12 protein-coding genes are annotated in these 13,440 nt (G+C 68.8%); 2 read left to right on the top strand and 10 right to left on the bottom strand.

Annotated features, from left to right (window positions below; genetic code table 11):
* Window positions 1-43: 43 nt before the first annotated feature.
* Together PKE84_RS16860 and PKE84_RS16855 are read right to left on the bottom strand one after the other, a co-directional pair.
* The gene (locus PKE84_RS16860; RefSeq protein ID WP_271178411.1) at window positions 44-1,027 is read right to left on the bottom strand and encodes a tetratricopeptide repeat protein; all 984 of its coding nucleotides are present in this window, start codon (window positions 1,025-1,027) and stop codon (window positions 44-46) included.
* The gene (locus PKE84_RS16855; RefSeq protein ID WP_271178410.1) at window positions 1,024-2,895 is read right to left on the bottom strand and encodes a DUF8094 domain-containing protein; all 1,872 of its coding nucleotides are present in this window, start codon (window positions 2,893-2,895) and stop codon (window positions 1,024-1,026) included. The genes PKE84_RS16860 and PKE84_RS16855 overlap by 4 nt, the downstream gene beginning before the upstream one ends.
* 203 nt (window positions 2,896-3,098) lie before the next feature.
* On the opposite strand from PKE84_RS16855, the gene PKE84_RS16850 reads away from it, so the two are divergent.
* Both PKE84_RS16850 and PKE84_RS16845 read left to right on the top strand, forming a co-directional pair.
* Window positions 3,099-5,735, top strand: a complete 2,637-nt coding sequence (locus tag PKE84_RS16850) for a hypothetical protein (RefSeq protein ID WP_271178409.1) — start codon at window positions 3,099-3,101, stop codon at window positions 5,733-5,735.
* Between the two features lie 21 nt (window positions 5,736-5,756).
* On the top strand, window positions 5,757-6,794 hold the full coding sequence (locus PKE84_RS16845) for an AI-2E family transporter (protein ID WP_271178408.1): 1,038 nt from the start codon (window positions 5,757-5,759) through the stop codon (window positions 6,792-6,794).
* Here the strand turns inward: PKE84_RS16845 and PKE84_RS16840 are convergent.
* The 8 genes from PKE84_RS16840 to pyrH all read right to left on the bottom strand — a co-directional run bounded on the left by PKE84_RS16840 (window position 6,791) and on the right by pyrH (window position 13,410).
* Window positions 6,791-7,513: an alpha/beta hydrolase gene (locus PKE84_RS16840; protein WP_271178930.1), complete on the bottom strand. Its 723-nt coding sequence runs from the start codon at window positions 7,511-7,513 to the stop codon at window positions 6,791-6,793. The genes PKE84_RS16845 and PKE84_RS16840 overlap by 4 nt on opposite strands.
* Window positions 7,514-7,542: 29 nt before the next feature.
* A complete protein-coding gene (locus PKE84_RS16835; RefSeq protein WP_271178407.1) occupies window positions 7,543-7,845 on the bottom strand; it encodes an Rv1322 family protein in 303 nt (100 codons plus the stop codon).
* Between the two features lie 65 nt (window positions 7,846-7,910).
* Window positions 7,911-9,653 (bottom strand): cation:proton antiporter, encoded by a 1,743-nt coding sequence (locus PKE84_RS16830; RefSeq protein WP_271178406.1) that lies wholly within the window; start codon window positions 9,651-9,653, stop codon window positions 7,911-7,913.
* An 87-nt stretch (window positions 9,654-9,740) separates the two neighbouring features.
* Window positions 9,741-10,382, bottom strand: coding sequence for an aggregation-promoting factor C-terminal-like domain-containing protein (locus tag PKE84_RS16825; RefSeq protein ID WP_271178405.1), 642 nt, complete (start codon window positions 10,380-10,382; stop codon window positions 9,741-9,743).
* A 135-nt stretch (window positions 10,383-10,517) separates the two neighbouring features.
* Window positions 10,518-11,066 carry a DivIVA domain-containing protein gene (locus PKE84_RS16820; RefSeq protein WP_271178404.1) on the bottom strand — a complete coding sequence of 183 codons (549 nt, stop codon included), beginning with the start codon at window positions 11,064-11,066 and terminating at the stop codon, window positions 10,518-10,520.
* A gap of 12 nt (window positions 11,067-11,078) precedes the next feature.
* The gene (locus PKE84_RS16815; protein WP_271178403.1) at window positions 11,079-12,071 is read right to left on the bottom strand and encodes a phosphatidate cytidylyltransferase; all 993 of its coding nucleotides are present in this window, start codon (window positions 12,069-12,071) and stop codon (window positions 11,079-11,081) included.
* A 5-nt stretch (window positions 12,072-12,076) separates the two neighbouring features.
* Window positions 12,077-12,631: a ribosome recycling factor gene (gene frr / locus PKE84_RS16810; RefSeq protein WP_271178402.1), complete on the bottom strand. Its 555-nt coding sequence runs from the start codon at window positions 12,629-12,631 to the stop codon at window positions 12,077-12,079.
* A gap of 65 nt (window positions 12,632-12,696) precedes the next feature.
* On the bottom strand, window positions 12,697-13,410 hold the full coding sequence (gene pyrH / locus PKE84_RS16805; RefSeq protein ID WP_271178401.1) for a UMP kinase: 714 nt from the start codon (window positions 13,408-13,410) through the stop codon (window positions 12,697-12,699).
* Window positions 13,411-13,440: the final 30 nt, after the last annotated feature.

Here is a 13,440-nt window from a genome sequence, read left to right as displayed (position 1 = left end):
GTCGGTTGGGAACAGTGCCGCCGCGCGGCCGGTGGAGGCCCGCTCAGTACAGCAGCGACGCCAGCCTAGCCCGCGCCTTCACGACGCGAGGGTCGTCCACACCGACAATCTCGAAATAGTCCAGGATGCGCGTACGCACCACTTCCCTGCCCGCAGCGTCGAGCGTCGGGAACAGGGTGAGCAGACGGTCGAATGCGTCTTCCACGTGGCCGCCGGAGAGGTCGAGGTCGGCGACGAGCAGCTGGGCATCGACGTCGCGCGGGCCTTCGGCCGCGGCGGAACGGATCTCGTCCATCGACTTACCGTCGAGACGGTCGAGCAGGCTCACCTGAGCGAGGCCGGCAACGGCCATGGTGTCGCGCGGGTCCTGCGCGATGGCGGTCTTGTACTCGGCGATCGCGGTCGCGTAGTCACCGCGCTCGATGGCCTCGTACGCCTCCGCGTGGTGCGGGGGAAGCGGCTCGGCGACGGGCTCGGCGGGAGCGGCATCCGGATCGTCGGAGGCGGCGGGATCGCCCTCGACCGCTGCACGTCCGGTCACGCCGTTCTGGGCGGCGAGCTGCAGCAGCTGCTCGAACACGTCGCGCACCTGCGCCTCGGGCACGGCGCCCGAGAACAGCTGGACGGGCCGGCCGCCGATGACGGCCGCGACCGCGGGCACGGACTGCGCCTGGAACGCCTGGACGAGCTGGGGGTTCGCGTCGACGTCGATACGCACGAGCACCAAACGGCCGTCGTAGTCCTTGACGACCCGGTCGAGCACCGCAGACAGCTGCGCACTCGGCTCCGCCCAGTCAGCACGGAGGTCGACGACGACAGGAACCGTCATCGACAGGTCGAGGAAGTCGTTGAAGTTGGCGTCGGTGCCCTCGAAGTACAGGCTCGGCAGGGCGACGACCCCGTCGGGAGCGCCGGCGTCCGCCGCCCCCGCTGCGGGTGTCTGCCCCGACGTCATGGCCCGGTTGACGAGCGATGTCAGGTCGACGGCACCGCGCAGGCTGGCGGCGTTCGGCGGAATCTGGCTCATTTGACTTCCTTCGCTGCGACGAGGCCCTGAGCGAAGCCCAGGAGGGTGATCTTCGAGTCGGAGCCGGCCTTCGGTACGTAGAACGCCAGCTGGTAGCCGTAGGTGGTGTCGATACCCGTCTTCGACATCGTCACGCCCGAGAGGGCCGCGGACGTGGGACCGGCGCCGACCTCGGCCCCTGCCTCCACGACGCGGAGCGACTCCGTCTCGGTGAGGCTCGTCCAGACGATGGCGCCCGAGTCGTTGGTGGCCATCGCCGTCGGCGGGGTCGACCCCACCGCGTGCGAGAACTTCAGCGACGCCGTCTTCTCGAGATTCGCGAGCGCCTTGGCCTTGTACGCCTGGCCGACCACGCCGCGCAGGGTGTCGCCGGTCGCCTCGAAATCGGGCGCGTACTTGCTCTTGTCACCGTTCACCAGGATGTCGGCGTAGGCAGCGGCCACCTGGTTGGGAGCCAGCTTGAGCAGCTTGGAGTCCGGCGGCACGACCGCTGCGCCGATGCTGGCCGGCGCGAGGTCCGGGACCTTGGCCTTGGGCTCGAGCGACACCGCGTAGCTCACCTGGTAGTTGCTGCGAGCGGTCTGCTGCACGAGCGTGAGCGCGATCGGCGCCTGCGTCGTCTGCGCCGGCTTCACGACGGTCATCACCACGCGCGGCCAGGTGTCCGTGGACTGGGGCAACGACACGGCGAGCGGCCCGGCCGAGATGGCTGGCAGCGCGGGGACGTCGGACTTGTTGGTGCGGATCGTGTAGTTGGCCTTGCGCAGTTCGAGCGCCGGGCCCGAGAAGCGGGTCGCGAGCAGTGTGGCGTCGCGCTTCGCGTCCGCCTGGGTCGTAGTGGCGGAGATGCGCTTCATGATGCGCTCCAGCTGCGGCACGGTGACGCTCGGGGGCATCACGTCTTTGGCCTTGGGCAGGTCCGTCGTGATCGGGCTGGCCGTCGGTACGGCCGATGCCGAGGACTGCGACCAGAACTCGGAGGTGCAGCCGGTCAGTCCGAGCGCGCCGACGAGCACGACCGGAACGGCGATGAGCGCGCGCCGGGTCGAGCGCCGGCCCTTCGGGGTGGCCTCGATGGCCTTGGACGGCTTGTATCGGGGCGCCTTGGGAAGCTTCGGCATCTTGGGGCCGCCTCCTCCCTTGCGTCGTGGGCCGCGCGACTTGCGCAGCGAATAGAGCCCCCAGAGGTAGAGGGCGAGGCCGACGACCAACAGTCCGAGCCCGCCGACGATCAGCGGACCGGCCCACGGGGTGCTCGTGTCGAGCGGCCAGACGACGCGCACGGTGTTCGGCGCCGGCTGCGTGCCGTCTGCGGCCACGATGACGCTGATGCTGTCGGGCACGTTCATCCGGGTCAGCTTCGCGTCGTCGCCGTCGAACTCCTCGAGCCAGAGATCGGAGCCGGCCGGGTTGGGTCCTGGCGTCACCGCCGCCTTGGCCGAGGTGTCGGCGGACGCGCTCGGCGTCGCGGACGGTGTCGCCGTCGGTGCGGGGGTGGCGGTGCTCGTCGATCCCGAGCCGCCGTCGCCCTGGTCGGACGGCGTCACCTTCTTGGTCGTGATGGTGCCGTTCGCGGTGTTCAGGGTGAGCCGGGTGTAATCCTGATCGCCCAGCCACGCCGTCACATCGGCGGTGCGGCCGTACGCGACGACCTGCTTGCCACCACTGCCTCCGGTGACCGACATCGTCTGCTGGCCCGGATGCGCGTTGAGCACAGTACCGTCGATGACGATGTACCGGGGGTCGCCCGAGACGGTCGTGGAGACGGCCACCTGGGAGGGTGGTGCGAACACCGTGCGCTGGGCGATGCCGACAGCGATCATGACGGCCGCCACGACGAACGCGACGATGGCGAGTACGAAACGCAAACAAGCTCCTTCTGTGTTGCCCCGGGACGCCCGGCGGGCACAGTCAGTACACGATAGTCGACCACCCTGGGAGGCTCCTAACGATTGCCTGGACAGTCGCGGTCCCGACAGGGCCCCGATGCAGCTGTCGGGCTCGAAATGTAGGATTGGGGCGGTGCGGCAGCCACGTGGCGTGCACGCCTCGGACTTCAGGAGAGACAACAGTGGCCACCGACGATTCGAACTTCACACAGGTCTTCCGCGGATACGACAAGGACGAGGTCGACAAGGCCGTCCAAGACCTGCGGCGCGAGCTGATCAAGTCGAACACCCAGGCTGCCGATTCCGCCAAGGAGATCAAGCGGCTCCAGGTGCGCGTCGAGGAGCTCAACGCCGAGATCGAAGAGGTCGGGAGCCCCACGTTCTCCGGTCTCGGAACGAAGCTCGAGAACACCCTGCGGGTGGCCGAGGAGCAGTCGACCCGCCTGATCGCCCAGGCCGACATCGATGCCGAGAAGCTCCGCAACGGCGTCGCGGCGGAGGTCGACAAGATCAAGTCGACGGCCGCGCAGCAGGCCGAACGGGTGCTCGCCGACGCCCGCGCCCGCGCGACGACGGCCCTCGAGGACGCGCAGATCGAGGCGGCCGAGGTACTGGCGAAGGCGAACACCGACAGAGAGACCCTCGTCACGGATGCGCTGCGCGAAGCGGCTGCGATCCGCGGTGCTGTGGCCACCGAGGCCGCGGAGGTGCGTGCGACGAGCAAGCGCGAGTCGGCCGCTGTGCGCGCCGAGGCGGACCGGGAGGCGGCGGAGCTCAAGGCCGTGGCAACGCGCGAGGCCGAAGCCGCCCGCGCCGAGGCCGCGCAGCTGGACCGCGAGATCGAGACAAGACGGGCCGAGCTCGCCAACGCCTTCGCCGACGATCGCGCCGCGTTCGAGCGCGAGTCCGAGCAGACGCGACTCGAGCTGGCCAAGAAGGTCGCGGAGACGAACGATTCCCTCGAGGCCGAGAGCGTGCGCACTCGCAACGAGCTCGCGGCCGAAGCGGCGCAGGCCCGCGCCGACCTCGCCGACGAGGTCGAGCGCCAGCGCGTCGCACTCGCGTCCGAGGCGGCGCAGACCCGTGCCGACCTCGAAAATGAGACCAGGACCGCCCGGCAGGCGCTCGAGACCGAGGTCGAGCAGACGAAGAAGGCGCTCGCCTTCGAAGTCGAGCAGACCAGGAACAGCCTCGCCGCCGATGTGGAGCAGACCCAGTCCGCTCTCGCAGACGAGGTCACGCGCACCAAGAGCGAACTCGCAGACGAGGTCGCCACCACCAAGAGCGCCCTCGCCGACGAGGTGACCCGCACCAAGAGCGCCCTCGCAGACGAGGTCGCCACCACCACGAGCGCCCTCGCCGACGAGGCGGTCCAGACCCGCACGGCGCTGGCCGACGAGGCGATCCAGACCCGCACCGCCCTCAGCGACGAGGCGACCCGCACGCGCGCGGAGCTCGAGGCCGAGCGCACCGCGACCGCAGCGTCCCTCGCCGCCGACCGCGAGCAGACCGCGAGCAGCCTGGCCGCCGAGGTCGAGCAGACCAGGGCGGAGCTCGCCGCTGCTGCCGAACGACAGAGCCGCGACCTGAGCGCGGAGGCAGCGCAGCTGCGTGCCGATCTCGCCGCGGAGGTCGACCGCACCCGCAGCAGCCTCGCCGACGAGGTCGCCCGCGAACGGAGCGTCCTCGCGGCCGAGGTGGAGAGCACGAAGGCGCAGCTCGCCGCCGAGGTCGAGCAGACGAGGTCCGCTCTCGCGACCGAGGTCGAGCAGACCAAGTCCGCCCTCGCGACCGAGGTCGAGCAGACCAAGTCCGCCCTCGCGACCGAGGTCGAGCAGACCAAGTCCGCCCTCGCCGCCGAGGTCGAGCAGACGACGTCGACCCTCGAGAACGACGTGACGAGCACCCGCTCGGCACTGGAGGCCGAGGTCGAGCAGACCAAGTCCGCCCTCGCCGCCGAGGTCGAGCAGACCAAGTCGTCGCTGGCCGAAGAGATCGAGCGCACCCAGGCGACACTCGCCGAAGACGTGCGGCGCACGGCCGTCGACCTCGCCGACCAGCGGCAGTCGACCGCCGACACGCTCGCGAACGACGCTGAGCAGCAGCGCGTCGCTCTCGAGAAAGAGGCGGAGGAGACGCGTGTCGCCCTCGCCGACGACACGGAGCGGGCCCGCATCGCCCTCGAGCGCGAAACCACCGAGGCACGGGCGAAGCTCGCCGCAGAGGTGGCCGAAGCCACGACGGCGCTCGAGGCCGAGCTCGCGGAGCTCCGCAGCGCCTTCGAGCAGGAGGCGGCCCAGGCACGAGCAGCGCTCGACGCGGAACTCTCGACGCTGCGCACGCAGACCCTCGAGGCCGTCGAGGCGAAGACCCGCGAGATCGAGCAGGCCCGCATCGACCTCGACGTCGAACTCAAGGCACGGCGCGACGAGGCGGAGAAGGATTACCTGAGTCGCCACCAGGAGGCGGTGGCCCAGACCCAGAAGTACCTCGACGAGGCCAACCAGCAGCTGGCCGAGGCGGTCAAGCGCACCACGCAGGCGCGCACCGAGGCGGACACCTTCGAGACCGAGGCCCGCAACACGGTCAAGTCGGCCCGCAAAGACGCCGAGGCCACGGCGGCGAAGATCGTCGCCGACGCCGAGGAGCGCGCCGCCGGGCTCGTCGCAGAGGCCGAGGAGCGCACCGAACGCCTCGTGGCGGACGCGGAAGAACGCCTGGCGCAGATTAGGATTGAGCGCGAAGCCGTTGCGGGATACTTCGAGAACCTTCGAGGAGTGCTGCAGCAGGCGGAGAAGGTCTCCGCCGATAGCAACTGACGTTCGTCACCAGGGGGCCGCATGAAGATCCAGAACCCGTTCAGGGTCGGCCTCATCGGAACGTTGGGCGTCGGCGTCGGGATTCTGATCCTCACCTCCGTCGTGAACCTGGCGACGATCATCACCTACATCGGCGCAGCGCTCTTCATCGCGCTCGGCATCGAGCCGCTGATCTCGTTCCTCGAGCGCCACAAGTTCCCGCGCTGGTCGGCCCTGGTCATCACGCTGGTCGTCATCCTCGGCGCGCTCGCCGGCCTGATCTGGGCGATCGTGCCGGTCGCCGTCGACCAGCTCACCCAGTTGATCAACGGAATCGTCACCTGGGTCAATGAGGGCAAGGCGCAGCAGTGGTACACCGATCTGCAGCATCAGTTCCCCGGCATCGTCAATCAGCAGAACTTCGACGCGGTCACGCAGTGGCTGCAGAAGAACCTGCCGAACATCACCTCGACCGTGCTGGCCACCGGCGTCGGCATCGTCAGCGGCGTGTTCGGCGCCCTGATCGTGATCATCCTGACGATCTACTTCACCGCTTCGCTGCCGAGCATCAAGCGTGCTTCGTACCAGCTGGTCCCCGCGTCGAAGCGTGCCCGGTTCTCCGACCTCGGCGACCAGATCACCGACTCCGTCGGCAAGTACGTCATGGGCCAGGTCTCCTTGGCTCTCATCAACGGCATCCTGAGCGCGATCTTCCTCACCATCATCGGCGCGAAGTTCCCGATCCTGCTCGCGTCGATTGCCTTCTTCTTCTCACTGATCCCGCTGGTGGGCACCATCACGGGCTCCGTCATCATCACCGCGGTCTGCCTGCTCGCCGGGCCGGCGACGGCCATCACCGCCGGCATCTACTACATCATCTACATGCAGGTCGAGGCGTACGTGCTGAGCCCGCGCATCATGAACCGCGCGGTCTCCGTGCCGGGTGCCCTGGTCGTGGTCGCCGCCCTCGCCGGCGGCACGCTCCTCGGCATCCTCGGCGCCCTGATCGCCATCCCGTTCGCGGCGGGCATCCTGCTCATCATCAAGCAGGTCGTCATCCCCCGCCAGAACGAGCTCTAGACCGCCGTCCCGTCACGCCATTCGCCCGGAAGGGGCAGCGCCGACGGATTGACGCGTTCGACGATCTCGCTCAGCACGCGCCTGGTCTGGTTCTCCCCCACCCAGAGGTGCTTGCCGCCCTCGACATCGACGAGCTCGATCTGCGGGAGCGGCGCGAATGCCTCGGCTGCCGCATCCGGCTTCAGGTAGTCGTCGTGCTCGGGGATGAGCGCCACGATCGGCCGGGGGTCGCCCGCCCAGGCGGCCAGGTGCTCGGGCTTCGCACGATGCAGCGGGGGCGACAGCAGGATGACACCGTCGACCGGGAAGCCGCGCCCGTACATCAGGGCGAGCTCGGTGCCGAACGACCACCCGACGAGCCACGGATGCGGCAGGCCGCGCTCCGCGACGAACTGCATGGCGGCCTCGACGTCGTAGCGCTCCTCGATGCCGTGGGAGAACCGGCCTTCACTCGTCCCCCGTGGCGACGCCGTCCCCCGCGTGTTGAAGCGGAGCACGGCGATGTCGGCGAGGGCGGGCAGACGCGCCGCCGCCTTGCGCAGGATGTGCGAGTCCATGAAGCCGCCGCCGGTCGGCAGCGGGTGCAGCGTCACCAGGGTCGCGACCGGCGCGCGGTCGAGCGGCGACGCCAGTTCGCCGACGAGCGTCAGACCGTCGCGGGTGTGCAGCTCGATGTCTTCGCGCCGTGCGGGCAGCTCGACGCTCCCCCGGATCTCGATGGGCTCAGTGGTCACGTGCGTCCTTCTGCTCAGCTGATCTTCCAGCAATGGGAGTGCCAGTGCCGGCGTGCCGCGATGTCGGCCGCGTCGCCCATCACCCCGTCGGCGCGCCAGGCCACGAGATGGGCGACCCCGGGAGAGATGTCCTGACCGCAGCCGGGGCACACGTAGCTCTTCTGCGCCTGCACCGTCGACACGGGCTGCACGTTCCACGCGATGCCACGGCGCACCTCGGTGCGGCGCCAGCCGGTCATGATGCGCGAGAGGTCGAGGGCCTCGTCATCATCGCGGCCGTGGCCCTGACGGCCTCGGGGACGATTGCTGCGCGGCATCACACCAGTCTAGACACGGCTGTGGTGACTCATCCGTCATCGGCTACGCGTCGTGCGACATCCGCCTACGCATCGTTCTCGCGCTGCGCCATCCGCGATTCGTCGAAGTCGAGCATCGTCTGCGCCTTGGTCAGGATGCGCGACGGGTAGTTGCCGCGGCTGCGCGCCTCCAGCAGCGCGTCGCGCTCGGCATCGAGCACCAGCGACCGCAGCGCCCGGTACTGCTCGTGCGGGCCGGCCTTCTCCTTCTCGCCTTCCTCGCGTTCCACCCGCTCCCATTCGGCCTCGACACGCAGCAGCGTGTCTTGCCGCACCCGCTCCACGACGTCCTCGTCGAGCACCTCGCCCTCGGGGAGGCCGACGTCGGGGTTCTCGAGCGCGCCGAGGCCAGCCTCGCTCATCTCTTCGAGCAGGCCGGCCAGCTCGCGGCGATCGGCCGCGGCATCCGAGCCCGTCACCTTCAAGAGCCGGATGACCAACGGAAGGGTCCCGCCCTGGACGAGGAGCGTGACGAGCGCGACGACGAACGCGATCAGGATGAGCTGGAACGAGTACGGGGTCTCGCGCGGCAGCGTCTGAGCGGCGGCGAGGGTGACGACGCCGCGCATCCCCGCCCAGGTCAGCACCGCACCTCCGCGCCAGCCGATCGACGCATCCTGCATCTCGGTGATGTCGGCGGAGCGCCGTTCGAGATAGCGCCGCAGACGGGACCAGCGTCGCCTGTCGCGCTCCGTGCTCGGCTCCGGGCGGTCGTTCATCTTGTCGAGGCCGTCGGAGACGCGGTCGCCGATCTGCTCCGCCCGGCGCTGGCTGGCGCGCAGTCCGAGCACGATCGGCACGATGAAGAGCCCCCGGATGACCAGCAGCAGCACGCAGATCAGCAGGCCGAGCGCCAGGCAGCCCCAGACGTCGAGACCGGCCGGATGCGTCTCCACTCCGCTGATGATCGACTTCAGCTGCACGCCCATCACGAGGAAGACGCCGTTCTCGAGGAGGAACTGCACGGTGCGCCAGTTCAGGCGTTCGGCGATCCGCGCCTGGGCGCTGAACCGCCGTGCGGAGTTGTGGCCGGTGTAGAGGCCGGCGACGACGACGGCGAGCACCCCGGATGCCTCCAGACTCTCCGCCGGGATGTAGGCGATGAACGGCACGGCGAACGACATCGCTGTCTCGAGCACGGGGTCGTTGAGGCGCGAGCGGAGGAAGACCGTCACGATGCCCACCACGAGGCCGATCGCGATGGCGATGACCACGGACAGCGCGAACTGACCGGCGACCGCGGCGACGTGCACCGTTGCGGCGGTGGCGGCGACGGCCGACTTGAGCAGCACGAGCGCGGAGGCGTCATTGACCAGGCTCTCGCCTTCGAGAACGGTCACGAGTCGTGTCGGCAGACCGAGCCGCTTGGCGATGGCCGTGGCCGCAACCGCGTCGGTCGGGCTCACCACGGCCCCCAGGGCGATTCCGGCCGCGAGGTCGAGGTCCGGCAGGATCGCGTACAGGATGAAGCCGATGACGAACGCGGTGACAACGACCAGGACGACTGAGAGGACCGAGATCGGCCCGATGTTGCGCCTGAAGTCCATCAGCGGCACTTGGATCGCCGCCGAATAGAGCAACGGCGGCAGAACGATCGTCAGGATGACCCACGGAGGGACCTCGAACGAGGTCGGAAGGATCGGCAGGAACGAGATGGCAACGCCGACCACGACGAGCACGACCGGTGTCGCGATCCCGAGCTGTTTGGAGAACACGGACACCCCGACCAGCACGACGATGCCGATCACTCCGATGAGTGCGTACTCCATGCGACCACGCTACCGCGGCCGGATGATCCGGACGCGGGGGTTGCATTTCAGGCCGGCGTCAGCAAGAGCCGACTCTTCGGGTGGGCGTCAGTACCAGCCGGCGCTCTCGGAGTGCCCCCAGGCGCCGCACGGAGTGCCGTAACGACCCTGGATGTAGCCCAGACCCCACGCGATCTGCGTAGCGGCGTTGGTCTGCCAGTCAGGGCCGGCGGAGGCCATCTTGCTTCCGGGCAGTGCCTGCGGGATGCCGTAGGCGCCGCTGCCGGCGTTGTAGGCGTAGACGTTCCAGCCGGACTCGCGGTTCCACAGGGAGACGAGGCAGTTGTACTCGCTGTCGCCCCAACCGTGCGCCTTGACCGCGGCATAGCCGGCCGCCTGGGCCGATCCGGGGTCGGGAGTGCCGGCGGCGGGAGCACTGCTGCCGGAGCTGTCGCCGCTGTCCGAGCTGTCGCTGCTGCCGGAATCGGTCGCGGCGGGAGCCGGGGGCGGAGGCGGCTTGGGCTTCGGCTTCTCTTTCACCGAGATCGCCTCGCGGGTGACCGAGGTGGTGTACGAGCCGGTGGCAGCGAGCGTCTGCACGGGAGCGTCGCCGTAGCGCGACGTGCTCTGGACCGTGTCGGCGTACGCCGGCGTCGCCGCGGAACCCGAGTAGGGATCGACGACGTTCACCAGCGCGAATCCGACGGCGGCTGTGAAGGCGAAACCCCACAGCACGGCCTGCGATCGCACATGGGGTCGCCTTACCGTGACGCCGACCGGGTTGGCCGGAGTCAGGGGAACAATCTCTGACTCTGCTACTCGTCTACCCACGATCACAAGACCATAACGAACAAATCACGCATCGCCAAGACGAGCCTCCCACTTTCAGCGAACAGCCAGCATCACATCCGTCACGCTGTCGAGCAGCAGATCGACCTGGATCTCCTTGTATCCGCCGCGCTGCGGGCGGAACGTCACGGTGCGCACCTCTTCGACGCTCATCGGCTTCCCGTCCTGGAAATATTTCACCAAGCGCGACGAGAATCGGTCGACATCCGTGCGGTTGTAGCCATAGGTGAAGACGCTCGCGCGGTCGAAACGCTGCCCGATCGGCCGGTCGAGTCGGTTCAGCACGACCTGGGCCGTCGTGCGCGCCTCCTCGAACCAGGCGGCCTCGCCCGCAGCCGCGCGGGCGGCCTCGCGCTCGCGTGCCGCGAAGGCGTCCTCCAGCCGCTCGAGGGCGGCGTCGACATGCGTGGTCGAGTAGCCGCCCTTCTCCATGCCGAACGCGGTATGCCGGATGTCCGCCGAGGTCAGCGCATCCTTGTCGGAGGCGTCGCCGTCATAGGCGAGGCGGGCGGTCTGCAGGAACTCGTCGACCTGCGCGGTGTCGTAACCGAGCTTCGACTTCCGGGCACGGGGGAAGGTACTCACTCCCCCATTCTGTCATCCGAAGATGAGGAAGAGCGCGTAGGTGACGGCCGCAGACGGCAGAATCGAGTCGAGCCGGTCGAGGAAGCCGCCGTGCCCTGGCAGCCACGAGCTCATATCCTTGATGCCCAGGTCCCGTTTGATGAGGGACTCGGCGAGGTCGCCGAGGGTCGCGCTCAGCAGGATCACGATGCCGAAGACGATGCCGAACCACCACGGACGCTCGATCATGAACAGCGAGAGCAGGATGCCGGCGACCACGCTGGTGACCGCCGCTCCGGCGAAGCCCTCCCAGGTCTTCTTGGGGCTGATCGTCGGCGCCATCGGATGCTTGCCGAACGACAGTCCGCTCGCGTAGGCGCCGGTGTCGACGGCCACCACCAGGATGATGAACGCCAGCACCCACCACTCGCCGCGGTCCTCGGCGAGCAGCAGCATCGCGAAGCTCGCGAGCAGCACGACGTAGAGCTGCACGAGGGCCGACGAGCCCAGGTCGCGCACCAGCTGCGCGCGCCCCACCTTCGCTGGGCGCGCAGCCTCCTCGATGAGTCGCCAGACCCACACCAGCAGGATGCCGGCCGACAGCGAGACGAGCTGGCCTCCCGCATGGAAGTAGTACGCGGCAGGGGCGATGGCCACCGCCGCGACGATGGTCGGGATGCGCGGCACGAACCGCCCTGCACTGCGGAACGCCTGCGTGAGTTCGAACGACGCGAACGCCGCGATGCCGATGCCGAACACGAGGAAGAGCTGCTTGATGAAGATCAGGCTGATCAGCAGCAGCGCGCCGGCGCCGACGCCGATCAGGATGGCGAGGATCAGGTTGCGCCCGGTGCGGGCTTCGATGCGCTCGTTCGTCGCATCGAGCTGAGCCTTGCGGGCCTGGACCTGTCGTTCCAGATCGGCCCGGGTGGCCTGAACCTGAGCGCGGAACTCCGCCTTCGATCCCGGCCTGCCGCGGCGCGGCTGGACCGGGTCGTCCGGTTCGCCAGAGGTGCCGTTGGTCATGGTGCCTAAACCTCGAGGAGTTCGGCTTCCTTGCGCTTGAGAGCCTCGTCGATAGCCTCGACGTGCGTGCGCGTGACGTTCTCCAGCTCTTTCTCGCCGCGGGCCACGTCGTCGTCGCCGACCTCGCTCTTGAGCGCGTCGAGGTCGTCTTTGGCCTTGCGGCGGATGTTGCGGATCGCGACCTTGGCGTCCTCGCCCTTGCTGCGCACGAGCTTGACGAAGTCCTTACGGCGGTCCTCGGTGAGCTCGGGCAGGGTGACGCGCACGATCTCACCGTCGTTGCCGACGTTCGCCGACAGGTTCGGCATGTTGACGATCGCCTTCTCGATCTCCTTCAGCGCCGACTTGTCGTACGGCGTGACGAGCAGCACGCGCGCCTCGGGGTTCTGCAGACCGGCGAGCTGGTTGAGGGGCGTCGGAGAGCCGTAGTAGTCGACCAGGACCTTCTGGAAGAGGGCCGGGTTCGCGCGGCCCGCGCTCACCGTGCTGAAGTCGTCCTTCGCCGCCTCCACGGTCTTGCTCATGCGCTGGGTGGCGTCGGAAATCACATCCGCGATCACGGTCTCTCCTTCAGTCGGTGAATCGGTTTCTAGTCTAGAGCCGCGTGGCTGCGCAGCCCGCCCGGCTAGCCGAGCAGAGTGCCGATCTCGGCGCCGAGGATGGCGGCCGTGACGTTCCCGGCCGGCTCGATGCCGAAGATGCGCATGGGCATCCCGTTGTCCATGCAGAGGCTGAGCGCGGTGGAGTCCACCGCCTTGAGGTTCTGCTGCAGCGCCTCCTGGTGGCTGATCTGCTCGATCTTGCGCGCATCCGGGTTGGTGCGGGGGTCGTCGTCGTACATGCCGTCGACACCGTTCTTGGCCACGAGCACCACGTCGGCCTCGATCTCGAGCGCGCGCTGGGCGGCGACCGTGTCGGTCGAGAAGTACGGAAGGCCGGCGCCGGCACCGAAGATGACGACCCGCCCCTTCTCGAGGTGCCGCTCCGCGCGGCGCGGGATGTACGGCTCGGCCACCTGGGTCATCGCGATGGCGGACTGCACGCGCGTCTCGGCGCCGGCCTGCTCGAGGAAGTCCTGCAGGGCGAGCGCGTTCATGACCGTGCCGAGCATGCCCATGTAGTCCGCACGACCGCGGTCCATGCCGCGCTGCGAGAGCTCGGCGCCGCGGAAGAAGTTGCCCCCTCCGACGACGATGGCGACCTCGACGTCGCTGGCCGCCTGGGCGATCTCGCGGGCGATCGAGCTGACGATATCGGGGTTCACTCCGAGCTGACCGCCGCCGAAGGCCTCGCCGGACAGTTTGAGAAGGACCCTGCGCCTCTTATTGGATTCCGACATGCGTGTATGAGTCCTTCCGTTGGGCGATCT

It is taken from the genome of Leifsonia poae, from assembly GCF_027921845.1.
In the GTDB taxonomy this organism is placed as follows: domain Bacteria; phylum Actinomycetota; class Actinomycetes; order Actinomycetales; family Microbacteriaceae; genus Leifsonia; species Leifsonia poae.
This window is presented reverse-complemented; position numbering and strand designations above follow the sequence as displayed.